Raw genomic sequence first — 16,783 nt, 5'->3', positions numbered from 1 at the left:
CACTGATGCTCTGGCGCGGGTTTCTAACTTTGTTTCGCATCGGGTGATCTCCAAAACTCTGTAGCTGTCACCTGAATACGCCGCCTGCGAACGGCATTCACGGAATCATTTCCAGATTTTTTTTCCTTGCTTTTGTGGGGTCTCTAAGTGCGTCAGAATTCCAAGATTTTTGAAAGTGCTCTCAAGGCTAATACGCAGGCAGCATATGATGCGGTCGGCGGAACATCTTCCGCCTCCGGGTTGCTCGGCGTCGGCATTTCCGCGTTGTCGAAATACGCATCGCAAGACGAGCAGTGGAAAGAGAATTTCATTCGAGTTGATCTTGCTGTCGATCTGGATCGCAGATCGCCGCACCCGTTCATCGTCACCACGATGGCAAGGGAGCTGGGCTTTGCGCTGGTCCGTGACGATCTGCCGGAAGGGGATGATGTCAAGCTCTGCCCGCTGAGCCTGCTCAAGCTTGATCGCGTACTCGACGATGTGGTCGATGAGGTTGCGAACGCACTGTCGGACGGCCATGCGGATGCTTACGAGCGGAAGGAAATCCGCAAGCGAATTGCGTCCGCAAAGATCGCTTTGGCCCGCCTCGACGCGATGATGATCGGCGGTGACGAATGAAGCCCGCTCGCAACTCACCGGCCACCCGGATTTTCCAGAAGCCACTTAGCAGGCTGGATCGGCAGTTTCTTTTCATGCTGCGCGATGTGGCGGGCGGAAAGATGAGCCTCATTCGCATCTATGATCGCGACCGTGCCAAGGCGTGCACGAGGCCGGATATTGCCGGATCGAAGAACCGAAGACCGGGCCAGCCCGCGTCTATCTGAAGGATAGCGGCCGGCGATATCTCGATGTCATCGTGAGGGCTGACTGATGGACGGTCCAGATCGGCTTCCTCCCCCAAATCCAGAAAAGGCCGCGACGATGCGGCGCTTCGATGCTCTCCCGGTCGATGCTCGCCGCGCCATTTCTGGTGCGGCTTTCCAGTTTCATCCGCAGGCGGCCGAAAAGATGCTCGCGCGCGGAATGAGTGGCAAGCGCGTCGCCGAAAAGCTGAAGGCGTCGGATCACGGGAACTATGTTCGGACGGAGCCTAGCCGATGATCCTCGAACCAAAGAAGAAGATTGCCGTCGCCCGGCACATTGAAAAGATCATCATCGGAACCCGGCTGCGCAATCTGGATGAAGCCAAAGTGCTTTCGTTCATGGATTCAATCAAAGCGGTTGGTCTTAAAACCCCTATCACGGTGTATGGCGATGAGGCGGATGCGACGGTTCGCCTTAGCGCCGGCGGTCATCGTCTGGAAGCGTGCACCAGGTTGGGCATGTCAACCATTCTTTGCTTTCATGAGCAGGGCGACGACACGGATCGCGAGCTATGGGAAATTGACGAGAACCTCATCCGCTCCGATTTGAGTGTCGCCGAGCGCGCTTTGTTCATGGCTCGGCGCAAAGAGCTGCATCTCATCAAATACCCGGAAACGGCCAAAGGGGTTGCGCAGGCTCTGGCCTCAAACGCAGCGCAGGGACGTGGCGGACAAGTTGTCCGTGACGCCAAGTCGTTTGCCGCCGCAACTGCCGAGGCGACTGGTAGGGATGAACGTTCCATCCGGCGCGATGTCGAGCGTGGCGAAAAGATTTCCAAGTCCGCAATTCAGCAGCTCATCGGCACCCGACACAACAACGGGGTGACGCTCGATCATCTTAAAAAGATTGAGACGCCCGAAGCGCAGGAAAGCTATGTCCGCGCGCTACTCGCTGCTGACAGGGCGGTGAAGGCGGAAAACAAGGTCGTTCGCAATGCCGAGCGCGCAAGTAGTCGGGCGTCACGCCTTCGGATGATCAGCCTGATTGCTGAGCAGGGCCGCAGGTCCACGGCCGAAATGCCGCGTGCGGCGTATTCGGTTGGTTATGCTGATCCGCCATGGAAGCAAGAGGCTTGGAGCGACGAAACCGGGCAGGACAAGGGGCTTCCTTATCCTCCTATGCCGGTAGAGGAAATCAAGGCGCTCTGCGCTGGCGACAAGTCGCCGTTTACACGCGATGCGGTGCTTTATCTTTGGGTGACCGCCAATCGCCTGCCTGACGGCATCGCCGTGCTTGAAGCTTGGGGCTTTGAGTACGTCACCTGCATGGCTTGGGACAAGGTCAACATCGGCATGGGTCGATGGGTTCGGGATCGTCACGAGCTGCTGTTGATAGGAAAGCGCGGCTCCATTTCGATGGCTCCTTTAGAGGGCACCCAGCCAGCCAGCCTACACTGTGAGGCCAAGACCGAGCATAGCCGCAAACCGGTATGGTTCGCCGAGCAGATTGACCGGCTGTGGCCTAATCTGCGCAAGCTTGAACTTTTTCAGCGCAAAGACAGTCTGGCCGAAAGCGATATTCGACTCAACGGCCTATGGGATTTTTGGGGCAATCAAGCCGGCGCGCCGGAAGGCGGTGCGGCATGAACGCTCATGTTGGTGCACTTTTCGCAAGCACGCTTTTGGCGGCGACGCCTGCCATCGGCCCAAATGGACCGTACATCATAGACAGCTTCGCGGGTGGCGGCGGCGCTTCGACGGGCATTGAGCAAGCGCTTGGCCGGTCGCCAGACTATGCCATCAATCACAATGCTCTGGCGCTTAGGCTGCATGAGGAAAATCACCCGGACACAATTCACCTTTCGGAAAACGTCTACAAGGTCGATCCGCTAGACCATCTGCGCGGCAAGCATATTGGACTGGCGTGGTTCTCGCCTGACTGCAAGCACTTCAGCAAAGCCAAGGGCGGCAAGCCTGTAGAGCGGAATATCCGTGACCTTTGCTGGATCATTCCCGGCTGGATTGAACGCATCCAGAAAAGCGGCGGCAAGGTCGATGTCGTCATGATGGAGAATGTCGAGGAATTTAAGGATTACGGCCCGCTCATCATGACCCCGCGCGGCCTAATGCCTGATCCTGAAAAGAAAGGGCAAAGCTATCGGAAGTGGTGCAAGGCCATCCGCAAGCTTGGCGGCAAAATGGAAAGCCGCGAGCTGCGCGGGTGCGACTATGGCGCGCCGACGATCCGTAAGCGGTTGTTCATCATCATTCGTTTTGACGGCCAGCCCATTGTATGGCCGGTGCCAACGCATGGCCGTCCGGATGATCCGGAAGTAATTGCCGGCCGCAAGCTCCCGTGGCCTATCGTGGGTGACTGCATCGACTACAGCATTCCTTGCCCTTCAATCTTCGACACGACTGCAGAAATCAAGGAAAAGCACGGCGTGCAAGCCAAGCGGCCCCTTGCTGACAATTCCTTGGCTCGGGTGGCGCGCGGCTTTGACAGGTTTGTGTTGCGTGCCGGTCGGCCATACCTGGTGCAGGTCGGATACGGTGAGCGGGCAGGGCAAGCGCCACGCTGCATGTCAGCTGATCAACCATTAGGAACCGTTGTTGCCGGTAGCGGCAAGCATGCCTTGGTCGCGCCTGTGCTGACTTACGCCCAGCAGGGAGGGGCAAACCGTTCTGTTCGGACGCCCGCGCATACCATCACTGCCAGCGATAAGGATCAAAACGCCGTCATTTGCGCGTTCATGGCCCAGCACAATAACGATAGCCGACGCATCGGCGGAGTAAATCCGGGCCGTCCGGCGTCCGCGCCTTTGTCGGCCGTCACCCAAACTGGAAGCCATCAACAACTCGTTGCCGCTTACGTGGCGCGGGATTTCGGAACCTCTACCGGCCACAGCATGAAACAGCCTTGCGGCACTGTAATGCCGGAAGGGCAGGGCAAAAGCCGTCTGATACTGCCGTTCCTTCAATCCTATTACGAGACTGGCGAAGGTTCGCGCGGCGATGAGCCGATGCGGACCGCGACTTGTAAGGCGCGCCACGCTCATCTTGAGGCAGAAATTGGCATTCCGCCATTCACGGAGGCGCAAGCAGCTCGCGCGCGGCAGGTGGCGGATTTCATGCGGTCCCATGGCCTTTGGGATGATCGCGAGTTCGTCACGCTGGATATCGACGGCCTGACATTTGTTGTTGTCGATATCGGCATGCGTATGCTCACGCCCCGCGAGCTTTACACGGCGCAGGGCTTCCCGGCTGATTACAAGATCGATGGTTACTACGATCGCTCGCAGATAGGCCATAATGGCGGCCCGGCGTGGGTTCCATTCACGAAGGAAGTGCAGATTTCCTGTGTTGGAAATAGCGTTTGCCCGCCCGTGGCAAAAGCACTCGCGGCGGCAAACTGCAATCACCTCGCGGTCAAGGCGGTCGCCGCATGAGGGATCATCAAGCCGAACAACGGAAGGTTGATCGGGTTCGCTACCTCGCGGACCGGCTGGCCGGCGATAAATGGGTTGTCGAAACCGACGATGACCGGGTGCACCTGGTCTCGTTTCGCCACATGGACGAAGCGACCATTATCGCAACCTTCAGCAAGGATGCCTTGTCACACGAAATCGAGCTGGTCGCGCTCGGCCTCGATGTCGCTCGACTGCTTCTCGATGTTGGTGAAAGGGCCGGCAAGATCATCGCCGCCCTGCGCCGCGCCTTGGGCCATGAGGACCGCAAGGAACGCGAAAAGAACTACGCGGCCAATGCAGCCATTACGGCGAAAGAACCATCGTTCTGGCGCTTCCTAGAGGCCACCACGGCGGGCGGTCAGGTCCGAACGCAAACGGCGGCCGATACGCGGCTGAAAAGCGTTCTCGCGATCAGTTCCAAAAATCAACTCAACGAAGACACGCAAGCGGCCCGCAGATGGCTCGATCTGCGCCGCGCTTACGAAAACTGGAAAGGGTGAAATCGAGCATATGTCGGGGATTAAGGACAGAAAATGAGCGAAAACAGAACACGAAAGGAGCAATCGCGGATGTGGCGGTGGCGTTGGGCAATCGGTAATTCCGATCTGCCGGCGACGACGCGCGACGTTCTGCGCGTGCTCTCCGAATTCATGAACCGCGAGGGCGACCGTTGCTTTCCTCCCATTGGCGACCTGGTCGAAAAAAGCGGGCGTGACCGCAAGACAATCCGGATTCATCTGCGTGCTGCCGAAGAAAAAGGCTGGTTGCGGGTGGAAAGCGCTGGGATGAAGGGTCAAAAATGGCGTCAAAAGAAGTACGTTGCACGCTGGCCAGACGGCTACAGCCATCCAGAATTGTTGCAGCAAGGTGGCGGCGTCATGCCCTCACCTTATGACGATGCCAGCACTGGCGAGGTGGGGGAATTGCGCCCCGAAGCTGGGGGCGCTGCGCCCCATAAGCTGGGGGCAGAGCGCCCCCTCTATAATAACTCTCCACTTACCTCTCCAATTAACTCTCCAGAAAGAGGCGCGGGCGAGCGCGCACTGACGCCGACAGAGCGAAAGCGGATAAACCGCGAGTTTGAGCGGTGGAAACCGACTTGGCCGCGCCACGAAGATTACAGCCGTGACGAGGCGAAAGCGGAATGGGACAAGCTGGCTGACGCGGATCGGCGTGACTGCATCCGTTTGACGCCATCGTATCTCAGGTGGATTGAGGGCAGGGTGAAGCCCTACAGCCCAGCCATCTACTTGCGGAAAAAGGCATGGAAAGAGCTGCCACCCGCGAGTGGTCCGGTCGCGAAAGTGCCGGCAAAATCATTTTCCAATCTCTGGATGGCGACATGGCTCGAAATGCTTTTGACGGCCTCAAACCAGCCAATCCGGTTAGCGCCTATCGAAAAGATCATGGTCGATTCCGGCCAAAAGTCTTTTGAGGAAATCAGCCGCAATAAGCTGATTGACTACTGCGCAAGCGTTGTCGAGGGGATGCTTTTTGCGGCCAGACGGCGCGAGCCTTGGCGATGCTCCACGTTTTTGGAGCCGGTTTCCGAACGGTTCCAATGGGTCGCGCCTGATAGCGAGCTGCTGGCGGCGTGGAAGCGTCTGCACGAACGTCGATGCTGGCCATGGTTCTCATGGGTGCCGCCTATGGGAATGCGCTTTCCGCCCGTCGATCCGGACGAAACCAATCTCGATACGGCTGTTGAGGCCGCTATCACCGAATTTGAAACACAGATTAGCAAGGTTTGACGCGGATGCGGGGAAAGAAATCAGGGGCGCAAGTGGACGTTTGCGCACAAAACGAGCCATCGGAATGGCAAAAAAGGCGCATGACGCGACGGCTGCGACTTGCAATCCAGCAACTCAGCGCCGCCGCCATGGCGCGTTTCGAGGATGAGCCGACAAGGGCAAAATGGTTCTGCATGGCGGTCTTTGGAGGCCGGGAACTGACGCTTGAACAAAACCTCAAAGATGCCGGCGTTGACGTTTTCGTGCCACGCGAGCGTTGGACGGCTGTGAAAAAAGGGGTGAAGGTCGAAGGCGAAAGCGCGCTTCTGCCCGGTTACATGCTGGTTAGGGTGCTGCCCTCGGCCGAAGCGTTCTTTGGGCTGAAACTGCAAGAGGGCGTGGTGGATTTCGTGGGCGGTTCCACGGGCTATTACGAAGTCCGGCTGGCTGATGTTACGAAGCTGAAGGCCATCTGCGACACGAACGATGTAAGCCGCATGGCCGTTGATCGTTCGATAGGGCAGGGCAGCAAAGTTCAAATCACCCACGGGCCTTTTGCCGGTCATGATTGCGTCGTGGTGCAGGTAACAGCCGCCAGAAACGCCAGAGCAACCGTTTGGATTGAGGCTTTTGGGGATCGTTTAAAGCCCGTCACACTGCCGCTTGCATTTCTGAAAAAGGTGTGAGAGTCATTTGGGCAACGGATATTTCGGATTCGCCACCCTCATATGCCAGCGCTAGACGCTGCCAAAGCTAACCAGACGGTTACAGGGAACAGGCGATCCGGAACCCAGCCTTGCCGGCCTCGCTTCTGAGGCATCGAGTCAGGGTCGGTGCGATAGCTATGTTTTCAGAAGGCGACCTTAACCGGTCGCCTTTTGCGTTTGTATAGGGGTAATTTCCCGGAGGCACGGCCATGTCTGGTGTTTTGACGATCAAATGGGCCGACAGAAACCTTGCCAAGTACGGCAAGCGCCTTCAGGCGCTGAATGCGCAATTCCCGAAAGTCTTGCCGCGCATCGTCAACCAGGTGGGCAACCGCTCGAAAACGGTTGTCATCCGTGAGCTGACGAAACAGACCGGCTTGCCAAGGCAGGTTATCGTCAAGGCTATTGGCAATCCTGCGGCAGCTCGGCCCGGTCGGTATGTCTACGATATGACGACGCGGGGCGGAAACATTCGCCTCAAGTATCTTCGGCCGAAGGAAACGCCGGCTGGCGTGGTGGCAAGGCCATTCGGCAAGGCAACGCTTTACCCCGGCACTTTCATGCGGGGCGGCTTGTTCCCGGATCGCAAAGAGGTTCCGAAGTTCAACGGGCACGTTTACTACCGGCTGAATTCGTCGGGCAGTAAAATCACCTTCGCGCGGTCGGGTGTCTTCATTCCCGTGGAAATGTCCACGGGCGCAACAGCCGCCGCCTTCCATCGGATCGCCGCGCCGCTCCTCGATCAACGTGTCTCGGCGGTGCTTGATAAGCTGGTCCCGTGACCCTTCGACCCTGCCCCCTTTGAGGGGCGGCACCCCCCACCCCCCCCCATTTAGGGACCGTATTCGAAGAAAATCGACCATACGGGACAGGGGTACTGCGGGATTTCACTAGTTGCACTTTCGAAAAGCGGTACACGCATACACGCACGATGCACGCACGCTTGCACGGATGGATTTGATGGACGAAGACTGGATTTCCATCACCGAAGCGGCGGCGCGATTGACGCAATCCGGCGACAAGGTGGACCGCTCGACGCTCTCCCGTTACCTCAAGCAGCACGCGGAAGCGTTGCCGCTTCGCGAAGACGGAAAGTCGAACAAGGTTGATTACATCGCCCTGGTCGAACATCGGTCTGGCAACATCCGCATCCGCTCTGCCCCGGCCGGGACGCTTTTCAGTAGCGTGGCCAGTCCGGCACCTGCCTCGGGCAGCATCCAAAGCCGCAACAAAACGCAAGCCGATGGCAGCGCGCGCAAGGCGCTCGCCGAAGCGGAGCTGAAAGAAATGGACCTCGCCAAACGGCGGGGTGAACTCACCACCGTCGATGAAGTCGATCAGGCCGGGCGCGATGCGGTTGCCCTGATGCAAAGCGCATTCGAGCGCGCCATCGAGCCGGAAGCCGCAACGCTCTCCCTCAAATTCGGCTGGGACGAACGAACCGTTCGCCTCGCCCTGAAGGGCTTCGCGAAACTCGGTCTGGCGACCTTCAATGAGCAGGTGACAAAGCAGCTTGAAGCGCTGAAGCGCCAAGCCGAAGGCGGTGAACTCGTTCAGCAAGAGTAATCAGGGCGGGCTTAACAGTGACCATTCACAATGCGCGCGCACGATTTCCAGAGCTTACCCATGGCGCATTGGTCCTCTTTCGCGGAATGGCCGCCGCCAGCCGGCCGACTGAAGACCTGACGATCAGCGAATTTTCTGACGCTTATCGCAAGGTGTCGCCGGAATCGGGTTCCCCGTGGCCGGGTGACTTCCTGACGGACCGCGTTCCATATCTGCGCGAGCCTCAAGATTGCCTGCATCCGGATCATCCGGCGCGGCGCGTGACGTGCCGCTGGGCCGCCCAGCTCGGCAAATCGACCGCAATTGAAAACTGGTTTTGCTTCATCGTGGATCAAGCGCCCGGCTCGATGATGATCGTGCTGCCGACGCTGGAAGAAGCGACGAAGTTCAACCGCATCAAATTGCAGCCGACAATCGAGGTATCGCCCCGCATCGCTCACAAGGTGTTGCCGGTCAACAGCCGCGACGAACAGGGCAGCACGTCAGCGTTCAAGCGTTACGCCGGCGGCTTCTGTCAGATCGTCAATGCAGGTTCTTCCAAGGGCTTGCAGATGGTGTCCATCAAGTATCTGGCGATGGACGAAGTCACGGGCTACCCGGCCGATGTTGACGGTCGCGGTAGTCCTCGCGATCAGGCGCGGGCGCGTCAGAAGATGTACGGCGATCTTGCCAAGGAATGGCAGGGATCAACGCCGGGCATCGCTGGCGAATGCGCCATTACCGAAGACTTCGAGGCTGGCGACCAGCGTTACCGCTACATGCCCTGTCCTCATTGCGGCACCTATCAGGCGCTCGAATTCGATCAGATGCGCGGTCCCGATGCGGAGCGCGGCTTGCCGGTCCACATTCGTTGCCTCGGGTGTAACGAACCGATCCTTGACGGCCACAAGCGCCAGATGGAAGAACAGGCGCACTGGATCGCGCGGCGTGTTCAGGAGGATGAAAATCCCGTGCCGTTCGCGATAGCGCCGGCCGATCTGCCGAAATGGCTATGCCCTCCGCTAGAGGGCAGGTGCCGAGACTGGCAACCGAGCTATCACCTTTGGGCGGCTTATGCGCCGCGCGAAAAGTGGTCCGAAATCTGGAAGCGCTGGAAAGACGCCGAAGGCAACACCACAAAGCTGAAGACGTTCTATCAGCAGGATTTGGCGTTGCCATATGATCCGGGCGGCGAGGAAATCGATCACGAAAAGATCGTTCAGGCGGCCCGCGACGAGGCCATACCGAATAACGTCATACCCGAATGGGCGGCTCTGCTGGTCTCGGCGGCTGACGTTCAAGGCTACGGCATCAAGTGGGGTGTCTACGCCATCGGCCCGCGTGGGCAACATTGCCTTATCGACCGTGAGGTTTTCGAGGGATCGCCCGACAAGTCGGACGAACCTTGGATCAAGCTTTCGGATGCGCTCTCGCGGACCTATGTCACGGCGAGCGGTAATGAAAAGAGTATCGACATTTCCGGTGTCGATACCGGTTGGGCAACGGATCGCGTTTACCGGTTCTGCGCCGGCCGGCCGAATGTGCTTGCCCTCGACGGTCGCGAACCCATCGGCCTGCCATGGCTCGGAACGCCGAAAAAGAAGGATATCAAGGACCATCGCAACCGCGTGATTGCGAAAGTCCTACTATATCCGGTCGGCCTCTACGATGTGAAAACTGCCGTTACCGCCGCTCTCGCCAACCTGGTGCAAGGCGTCGGCGAGGATAAACAGTGGCCACGGGGCACCATCCATTTCGCCGCCAACCTTTGCGACAGTGAATTCGCTCAGGAGCTAACGGCCGAACGGCTGGTCGATGAGGCCGAAGAGGCGCGAACCAGCCTCAAGCGCAGCTCTAAAAAGCTGGTCAGTCCAAAAGCCGGGCGCAAATGGAAAAAGATCAACGGTCGCCAGAACGACTGGTTTGACGTGACTGTTTACGCCTACGCACTGGCTTGGCACCTCGAAAACAAGCGCCGGCTGACCACGGATCGCTGGGCCGATTTGCTCCGTGATCTTCACGGCACACCGGAACAGATAAACGACTTGTTTGACCTGGCCGACGAAAGCCCCTTCAGCAAGCAAAAACCGAAACCAGCGCCAGCAACCGGCAAAAAGTCGCGTCAGCGCAAACGTTGGGGGTCATACTCTTGAGCGAAAAACCTCGCCATCGCGTCAAGGCGAATTCGGTTCGGGTAACTGCCCCGGCCGCAAACAAGCCGATGGCGCGAAAGATGACTGCGCGATATCTGCGCGGCGACACGGCAGGAACCCTTGCCATGCGCCGCGCCGTCACGCGCGATGCCCGGCTCGATGTTCGCGAGTCGGCCGAACGCGCCTCGGCGCTTGCCTTCGACTTCATGCAGAACAGCGGCTGGATATCGGGCGCGGTTGAACAGATCATCACCGACACCATCGGCGACGAACTGAAACTCAATCTGCGCTCCCAGCTCGAAGCCTTCGGCTACACCAAAAAGCAGGCCTCGGCGTGGTGCCGTAAGGTTGAACGGGCATGGCGGCGCTTTGCGTGGAACCCGAAGGAATGCGATCTCGCTGGCAAGGCGACGATAGCGGATATGGCGGAAGCGCTTCTGCGCAGCTTCCTTGCCACGGGCGAAGGCTTTGCGGTTCTCGATCAACTGCCGCTCGACGTACAGCGCCGCCTTGGCCTGAACGTCGGCCTGAAGGTTTCCGTTCTCGCCTCGCATCGTTGCCCGCGCACGACAAACGAAAGCGAGGGGCTTGATCAGGGCGTCTACCATGACGAACATAACCGGGCGATTGGCTACAAGTTCCGCGTCCGCAAAAACGGTATCGAGACCGATCGGACTATTGATGGCGCTGACGTTATCCACGTCATGGACCGTGCCGCGAACCTCAACAGCCCGCGCGGGATTTCGGTCATTGCGCCGGCGCTGAAGGTCATCGCACAATCCGACCAGCTCGCGGATGCAACGCTGGCCACGGCGCTGATGCAAACCATCTTCGCGGCGACGATCAAAAGTCCCGAACCCAGCGAAACCGCCTTCGACGCCATCCGGACGCTTTCCGAAATGGAACCGCCCGAAGGTTATGAGGGTGATTGGGGCGCATTCATCGGCGGCCTGCAGGAAGACTTGATGGACGTTTGGGGCAATCGCATTGATGCCCTGAAGAACAAGGGCATTTCGATGTCAGAGTCCGGCCGGATCAACCATCTTGGGCCGGGCGAAACTTTCGAGATGCACACGGCGGCGACGCCGGGCGCGCAATATCTGCCGTTCTTCCAAAGTCTCCTGAAGGAAATCGCCCGCTGCCTCGGCATCACATACGAGGCGCTGGCGATGGATCATTCCAACGCCTCTTATTCGTCGGTTCGCATGGCCGTTGCCACCATCTGGCCTATCGTCATGCGCCGCCGCTCGCGGATCGTTGCCCCGTTCCTTCAGGGTGTTTTCGAGCGCTGGCTTGATGAAATGATCTTTCGCAAGGTCATTCCGTTCAAGGGCGGATATGCAGCCTTCAGCCGGGACCGCGAAAGCGTTTACCAGTCTGAATGGAGCGGACCGGCTGCACCATCTGCCGATGACTACAAGGCGGCGCTCGCCGTCAAAATTCGTCTGGAAACTGGTATTTCCACATTCCATGACGAATGCGCTCAGGCCGGCAAAAACGGCGAAGAACAGATCGAGCAGCTTGGCATCGAAAAGAAGATGTTTGAGGCCGCAGGCGTTCCCCATCCGTTTGGCCGCTCGCAGGGCGGGGGTGGCGGGCCGCTTGGGGCTGCTGCTGTAGGCAACCGCGATCCAGCAAAGGAGGCCGCTTAATGGCCGACAATGACGATCCCCTAAAGATCGATTGGTGCGCGCGCGCAGCCAAACTGCGCCGCGTCGAGGAAGCGTTGCTGACCGGCGAGATGCTGACGGAAGGCCGGTTCGGCGAAGACATGATGCGCTATTCCACTGCCTCGCTCGACCAGGTGCAGCGCGCTTTGAATGAAGCCCTCCGCAATTGCCAGATTGCGCGCGGCGAGAAACCCAAAATTCGGCGGCACGCAATCAGCGGTCGTTTCCGGCCCTACTGAGGTAATCCCAAATGGCTGCAATTCTTGAAGACGGAAAGCTTCGGCTTTCCGGCTATGTCGGCGAGTATTACTATGATGACGGTTTTACCGCCGCTGATGTGATCGTTGCGCTCTCGCAGATCGACAGCGAGTCCGACCTCGATGTTCATCTGAATTCGGGGGGCGGCGTTGCGACCGAAGGCGCTGCAATCCACGCGCTGTTGTCGGCTCGCCCCGGCATCACGAACATTGTCATCGAAGGCATCGCCGCGTCGGCCGCCTCGCTGATTGCCATGGCCGGCGCAACCGTCACCATGACGGCCGGCTCCGTGATGATGATCCATGACCCGAGCGGTTTCACCTTCGGAAATTCCAGCGAACACAGCAAGACAATCGAGGCGCTGGAAGCCTTGGCGACCTCTTATGCGCGCGTCTACGCCGCAAAGTCCGGCAAGAGCGCTGAAGACTGCCGCGAAATCATGAAGGCAGAACGCTGGTTTACCCCCGATGAGGCGGTTGCCGAAGGCTTCGCCGATGCGACGGCCACCACAAAGGCAAAGCCGGTTGCGGCCTTCGATTACAGCCTGTTTGCGCACGCGCCCAAAAAACTGGTCGCGCTGGCGAAAACGAAGAAATGGTCGATGGCATCCAGCCATCCGCCGAAGACCCAAACGCCAAACCCTCCAAAGGAAACCACCATGACCGACGCAGAGCGCGCCGCGCTGCTTGAAACGGAAAACAATGGCCTGAAAGAACAGGTTGCGAGACTGACGGCCTCCGCGAACGACGCCGTTAAAGAGGCCCTTGATCGCCGCGCCGCCATCATGGCGCTGGATGAAGCCAAGGGCCGCGAGGCGCTTGCCGAGCATCTGTTCAACGCCGGCAACACTGTCGAGGCCGCCAAGGCTACACTTTCCGTCGCGCCGAAAGCGGACGCCGGCGAGGAAGAATACCAGCCGCCGCGCCGCATGATGAATGCGGAAAACCTCAACCGCGAGCCGAACGGCAAGCCGCAAGCCAAGGGCGGTCTATCCGCTCGCATGGATGCCCGCGCCGCCAAGATGAAACAGAGCTGATCGGCTCCGTGCGCCACCCCTGAAACTCCAATTCCTTTCGAAAGGAAAGAACCATGGGCACTTTGCCTGTCATGAAATTCCAGCAGACCCCCGGCATGTCCACGCTGCTGAAGAAGGAAGTAGATCCCGAAATCTCGCGTGCCGTTGGCACCCTGCTCGGCGGCACTGGCGGTAAAGCCCGCCTGGTCAAGCTCGGCCAGCTCGTCGGCCGGATCGCCGGAACCGAAGAAGCGCCGGCCGGCGACAAGCTCGGCAAGCTGGTCGCATGGGACCCGACCGCGACGGACGGTAGCCAGATCGTGCACGGCGTTTGCCTGAAGGACTGCGAAGCGCCGGACGGCGTGGACCGCGTTGACGGTCTGCTTTATTCTCGTCGCTTCTCGGTTCTCAACCGCGCCTCTGTCGTCTGGCCTGAAGGCGCGACCGACGCGCAAAAGGCCGCTGCCATCGCAGATATCGAAGACCGCCTCGGCCTGATCCTGCGCGCCTGATCCCCCCTTTCCATCAATAGCCGGCCTTTCAGCCTGCGCGCGCGGGACGCGATGTCCTGCGCCTTTTTCTTCACAAGGAACAATCGGCAATGCCTGAAATCTTGCTGCCTTACTCCAACGTTGAACTCACTGACGAGGTCAACAAACTGCCGAATACCTTCGGCCTCCTGAACGCGCTCAACATCGCGCCGAGCGAACCGAAGCGTTCGCGCATGGTTCGCATCGACTTCCGCGACGGCCAGATCGTGGTTCTTTCGCATCAGGAGCCGGGTGCACCTGGTGAGGTTGCCGGCGATGATGACCAGAACGGCATGATCATTGCGATCCCCCATTTCACCCACTTCGAAAACATCCTTGTCGGCGATATCGACGGCATGCTCGAAGTGGTCAACGGCGAAATCACCGAGCGCTCGCTCGACGCCGAGCTTGAACGCAAGCTTGTCATCATCCGTAAGAACCACGCGATTACCCGCGAGTTCCTGCGGCTGGGCATGCTCCGCGGCGAAATCAAGGACGGCAAGCTTCGCACGCTCTACAATCTTTACGACACGTTCGGCGTCGAAAAGAAGGAAATCGATTTCGCGCTCGGCACGGCCGCTACCGATGTCCGCGCCAAGTGCGAGGAAGCAAGCGACCACATCATCAGCAATGCCAGAGGCGAAACGGTCGGCGCGGTGGAAGCCGTGGTCGATACGAAATTCTTCTCCAAGCTGATCTCGCATGCCAAGGTCGAAAAGTTTTGGGTGCAGGCGAATAATTCAGGCCTTCACACAACGCTCGAACGCCAGCGCCTCGGCGGCAATTGGGGCCGAGTCTTCGAATTCGGCGACATTCTCTTCCGCGAGTACAAGGGCGGTCTGCCGGTCAAGGCGAACGATGGCGCTATCTCGACGGTCAAGAATGTGGATGACAACAGCGGCACGGCCTATCCGACCGGCACGCAATCCATGTTCCGCACCTATGACGGCCCCGCCTATCATATCGACCGCGTCAATCAGGCGCCTACGGAAGGTGAAGACGGTTCGATCTTCATCTCGACCAAGGTTCTCGATCACGGAACCGGCCTCGAAATGAAATCTCAGTCCAACATGCTGGCCATCTGCAAGCAGCCTGACTGCCTGGTGCAGCTCAAAACCAGCAACTGATCATCAACAATCGTCCGGTCGCCAGCTCGGCGGCCGGGCGCACTCCATGGGGATTGCCATGCCGATTGCTTCTTCCTTTCGGGCCGCGCGCGATGCGGTTGTGTCCGGAGTCGACCAAAGGTTTGCGGAGCGCATTCGACTGTCGCCCATGAAAAACGAGAAAGCCGATCCGGACCGGCCGCAAGTCGTCATCATGGCGGTTCTGCGGACTGGCGACGAAACGGCCGGGCCGCTCGATGTCAGCGGCGGCCGCTCCCTGCACTCGCGGATCGCGGCGGGAAAGGCGGCTCTCTACATCGACCGCACCGAATATCCCGATATCGTCCTTCGCAAGAAAGACAAGCTGCGCGCCTTGGATCGGCCGGGCGAACCCCTCTTTGAAATTTCCACGGTCGATGACCGAAATCACACCCGGTTGATCGCCGGGCTTAATCAAGCCTGACGCTGGTAGGTGCCATGTCCCTTGTCTGTATCGCCCTTCGCATCTGCGCCGTTCAAGCCGTGAAAGGCCGGACGCTGGTTGGCGACAATGTTCTCGATAGCGAAATTGGCGCTCTGGAAACCAGCTCTGCCGGCGAGCTTAATACCCCGGAGGAAAAGCAATTCGTGTCGGTCTATACCGACGAAGGGAGGCAGATGACCGGCCTTGAATTGCGCTCTCTGATCGCCAGCGGAGAAATCGACCTTGTCTTTGAGGCCGGCGTAGCAACGCCGCATTTGGTTTCCGATCCCGAAACCGACGAAAAGGTGATTATGGCCGGCCTGCCGGCAACCGACGCCAACTTCGAGTTCTATCTTAACATGACGCTTCGGCAGATTGCCGACGCTCTGGCCGATCCCAAAAACGAGTGGGCAGCGATCTTCAATCGTCTGGTTTTGAAATTCGTGAAATCCCAACGTTCGCGGATTAGTGGCGACACGAACGGCGTTCGTTTGGCGGCGCACCAGATCAAGATTACGGTCGAACCCGTCGCGGAGCCGGTCGCCGGCCACCCCCTGAAGCCGGGAACGCCGATGGCCGCATTCTTCGCCAAATGCGAGAGCGACCTGGTGCACCGCGAGCCGGACATGGTCAAAAAGATCGCACTCATGAAAGCGCAGATCGCCGGCAATGACGAAGAGCTGGCGGCGGCGATGCGGCGCTACGGTATGACGCATAGCGAGGCCGACGCCATGTTGCTGACGCTTCCGGATGGGGGTGCGCCATGAAAGGTGCCGAGTGGCTGGCCCACCATATTGAGGAACTGAATTACCGAATTGCCGATATCGAACGGCGCGAGCGCAACCGTCGCCGCAAGGGCAAGATTGCCGAAATCAGCGACGACAAGAGCAGGTATCGCGTCGAGCTGTCTCGGCAGGGTGAGGAACCTTACCTGACGCCATGGATCAAGGCCCGCACGCTTTCTGCCGGTGGCGTCAAGGTCGATGTGCTTTACAGCGTCGGCGAGCAAGTGGACGTGGTGTCAGAAAGCGGCGATCTCGCAGACGCGCAGATCGACTTCTCGACCTATAGCGACGAGAACGCCCGCGAAAACAGCGACACGCCGTTTCACGTAAAGATCGGCGACACCGTCATCGAGGCGACGGGCGGCCTTGTGAAAGTGACCGCCGACAAGGTCATTGTGCAATCCGACAACGTGCAGCTCGGCGGCGACGGCGGCAAAAAGGTCGCGCGGATCGGCGACCTGGTGCACGTCATGTCCGGCTCTTCTTCCGGAAAATGGCCGATTGTCGAAGGCTCGGGAAAAGTCTTCGCGATAGACTGAGGAACCCCC

Annotated in this window: 19 protein-coding genes; all 19 read left to right on the top strand. The window is 59.1% G+C overall.

The features are described from left to right. Positions 1–147: 147 nt before the first annotated feature. The 19 genes from L904_RS17385 (at position 148) to L904_RS17295 (ending at position 16,774) form a co-directional block, all read left to right on the top strand. A complete protein-coding gene (locus tag L904_RS17385) occupies positions 148–618 on the top strand; it encodes a hypothetical protein (RefSeq protein WP_020811229.1) in 471 nt (156 codons plus the stop codon). Then, positions 615–824 (top strand): hypothetical protein, encoded by a 210-nt coding sequence (locus L904_RS17380; RefSeq protein ID WP_059775512.1) that lies wholly within the window; start codon positions 615–617, stop codon positions 822–824. Before L904_RS17385 ends, L904_RS17380 begins: the two co-directional genes overlap by 4 nt. Positions 825–870: 46 nt before the next feature. After that, the gene (locus tag L904_RS28425) at positions 871–1,101 is read left to right on the top strand and encodes a DUF6525 family protein (protein ID WP_020811231.1); all 231 of its coding nucleotides are present in this window, start codon (positions 871–873) and stop codon (positions 1,099–1,101) included. Continuing rightward, the gene (locus L904_RS17370; protein WP_020811232.1) at positions 1,098–2,450 is read left to right on the top strand and encodes an MT-A70 family methyltransferase; all 1,353 of its coding nucleotides are present in this window, start codon (positions 1,098–1,100) and stop codon (positions 2,448–2,450) included. Before L904_RS28425 ends, L904_RS17370 begins: the two co-directional genes overlap by 4 nt. Continuing rightward, the gene (locus L904_RS17365; RefSeq protein WP_020811233.1) at positions 2,447–4,252 is read left to right on the top strand and encodes a DNA cytosine methyltransferase; all 1,806 of its coding nucleotides are present in this window, start codon (positions 2,447–2,449) and stop codon (positions 4,250–4,252) included. The genes L904_RS17370 and L904_RS17365 overlap by 4 nt, the downstream gene beginning before the upstream one ends. Further along, a complete protein-coding gene (locus L904_RS17360) occupies positions 4,249–4,773 on the top strand; it encodes a hypothetical protein (RefSeq protein WP_020811234.1) in 525 nt (174 codons plus the stop codon). The genes L904_RS17365 and L904_RS17360 overlap by 4 nt, the downstream gene beginning before the upstream one ends. A gap of 33 nt (positions 4,774–4,806) precedes the next feature. Next, positions 4,807–6,024, top strand: coding sequence for a helix-turn-helix domain-containing protein (locus tag L904_RS17355; RefSeq protein ID WP_155246284.1), 1,218 nt, complete (start codon positions 4,807–4,809; stop codon positions 6,022–6,024). Positions 6,025–6,104: 80 nt separating this feature from the next. Further along, the gene (locus L904_RS17350; RefSeq protein WP_020811236.1) at positions 6,105–6,689 is read left to right on the top strand and encodes a transcription termination/antitermination protein NusG; all 585 of its coding nucleotides are present in this window, start codon (positions 6,105–6,107) and stop codon (positions 6,687–6,689) included. A 230-nt stretch (positions 6,690–6,919) separates the two neighbouring features. After that, on the top strand, positions 6,920–7,492 hold the full coding sequence (locus tag L904_RS17345) for a hypothetical protein (RefSeq protein WP_020811237.1): 573 nt from the start codon (positions 6,920–6,922) through the stop codon (positions 7,490–7,492). Positions 7,493–7,670: 178 nt separating this feature from the next. Beyond that, positions 7,671–8,276, top strand: a complete 606-nt coding sequence (locus L904_RS17340) for a hypothetical protein (protein ID WP_035264227.1) — start codon at positions 7,671–7,673, stop codon at positions 8,274–8,276. A 17-nt stretch (positions 8,277–8,293) separates the two neighbouring features. Further along, positions 8,294–10,408 (top strand): phage terminase large subunit family protein, encoded by a 2,115-nt coding sequence (locus L904_RS17335; RefSeq protein WP_031234073.1) that lies wholly within the window; start codon positions 8,294–8,296, stop codon positions 10,406–10,408. Positions 10,409–10,488: 80 nt separating this feature from the next. Beyond that, complete coding sequence (locus tag L904_RS17330; RefSeq protein ID WP_245267340.1) at positions 10,489–12,060, top strand: phage portal protein; 1,572 nt, start codon at positions 10,489–10,491, stop codon at positions 12,058–12,060. After that, entirely contained in the window at positions 12,060–12,317 is a 258-nt protein-coding gene (locus L904_RS17325; protein WP_020811241.1) for a hypothetical protein, read from the top strand. The genes L904_RS17330 and L904_RS17325 overlap by 1 nt, the downstream gene beginning before the upstream one ends. Positions 12,318–12,328: 11 nt before the next feature. Continuing rightward, positions 12,329–13,372, top strand: coding sequence for a head maturation protease, ClpP-related (locus L904_RS17320; RefSeq protein ID WP_020811242.1), 1,044 nt, complete (start codon positions 12,329–12,331; stop codon positions 13,370–13,372). A gap of 53 nt (positions 13,373–13,425) precedes the next feature. After that, positions 13,426–13,863 carry a head decoration protein gene (locus L904_RS17315; protein WP_020811243.1) on the top strand — a complete coding sequence of 146 codons (438 nt, stop codon included), beginning with the start codon at positions 13,426–13,428 and terminating at the stop codon, positions 13,861–13,863. An 89-nt stretch (positions 13,864–13,952) separates the two neighbouring features. Next, positions 13,953–15,008, top strand: a complete 1,056-nt coding sequence (locus L904_RS17310) for a major capsid protein (protein ID WP_020811244.1) — start codon at positions 13,953–13,955, stop codon at positions 15,006–15,008. Positions 15,009–15,066: 58 nt separating this feature from the next. Further along, on the top strand, positions 15,067–15,450 hold the full coding sequence (locus L904_RS17305) for a hypothetical protein (protein ID WP_031234075.1): 384 nt from the start codon (positions 15,067–15,069) through the stop codon (positions 15,448–15,450). A gap of 59 nt (positions 15,451–15,509) precedes the next feature. After that, entirely contained in the window at positions 15,510–16,217 is a 708-nt protein-coding gene (locus tag L904_RS17300) for a hypothetical protein (protein WP_245267341.1), read from the top strand. Beyond that, entirely contained in the window at positions 16,214–16,774 is a 561-nt protein-coding gene (locus L904_RS17295; RefSeq protein WP_020811247.1) for a phage baseplate assembly protein V, read from the top strand. The genes L904_RS17300 and L904_RS17295 overlap by 4 nt, the downstream gene beginning before the upstream one ends. Positions 16,775–16,783: the final 9 nt, after the last annotated feature.

It is taken from the genome of Agrobacterium sp. LY4 (assembly GCF_001526585.1).
GTDB classification, from domain to species: Bacteria; Pseudomonadota; Alphaproteobacteria; order Rhizobiales; family Rhizobiaceae; genus Agrobacterium; species Agrobacterium leguminum.
Note: the sequence above shows the minus strand (reverse complement) of the source record. Positions and strands in the feature narration are given on the sequence as shown.

Bases quoted from the DNA above. Each gene is read 5' to 3' on its own strand.
- L904_RS17330 (WP_245267340.1), top strand. From the start codon at position 10,489: ATGACTGCGCGATATCTGCGCGGCGACACGGCAGGAACCCTTGCCATG.
- L904_RS17305 (WP_031234075.1), top strand. From the start codon at position 15,067: ATGCCGATTGCTTCTTCCTTTCGGGCCGCGCGCGATGCGGTTGTGTCC.
- L904_RS17325 (WP_020811241.1), top strand. From the start codon at position 12,060: ATGGCCGACAATGACGATCCCCTAAAGATCGATTGGTGCGCGCGCGCA.
- L904_RS17315 (WP_020811243.1), top strand. From the start codon at position 13,426: ATGGGCACTTTGCCTGTCATGAAATTCCAGCAGACCCCCGGCATGTCC.
- L904_RS17370 (WP_020811232.1), top strand. From the start codon at position 1,098: ATGATCCTCGAACCAAAGAAGAAGATTGCCGTCGCCCGGCACATTGAA.
- L904_RS17310 (WP_020811244.1), top strand. From the start codon at position 13,953: ATGCCTGAAATCTTGCTGCCTTACTCCAACGTTGAACTCACTGACGAG.
- L904_RS17320 (WP_020811242.1), top strand. From the start codon at position 12,329: ATGGCTGCAATTCTTGAAGACGGAAAGCTTCGGCTTTCCGGCTATGTC.
- L904_RS28425 (WP_020811231.1), top strand. From the start codon at position 871: ATGGACGGTCCAGATCGGCTTCCTCCCCCAAATCCAGAAAAGGCCGCG.
- L904_RS17340 (WP_035264227.1), top strand. From the start codon at position 7,671: ATGGACGAAGACTGGATTTCCATCACCGAAGCGGCGGCGCGATTGACG.
- L904_RS17380 (WP_059775512.1), top strand. From the start codon at position 615: ATGAAGCCCGCTCGCAACTCACCGGCCACCCGGATTTTCCAGAAGCCA.
- L904_RS17365 (WP_020811233.1), top strand. From the start codon at position 2,447: ATGAACGCTCATGTTGGTGCACTTTTCGCAAGCACGCTTTTGGCGGCG.
- L904_RS17345 (WP_020811237.1), top strand. From the start codon at position 6,920: ATGTCTGGTGTTTTGACGATCAAATGGGCCGACAGAAACCTTGCCAAG.
- L904_RS17350 (WP_020811236.1), top strand. From the start codon at position 6,105: ATGACGCGACGGCTGCGACTTGCAATCCAGCAACTCAGCGCCGCCGCC.
- L904_RS17295 (WP_020811247.1), top strand. From the start codon at position 16,214: ATGAAAGGTGCCGAGTGGCTGGCCCACCATATTGAGGAACTGAATTAC.
- L904_RS17355 (WP_155246284.1), top strand. From the start codon at position 4,807: ATGAGCGAAAACAGAACACGAAAGGAGCAATCGCGGATGTGGCGGTGG.
- L904_RS17360 (WP_020811234.1), top strand. From the start codon at position 4,249: ATGAGGGATCATCAAGCCGAACAACGGAAGGTTGATCGGGTTCGCTAC.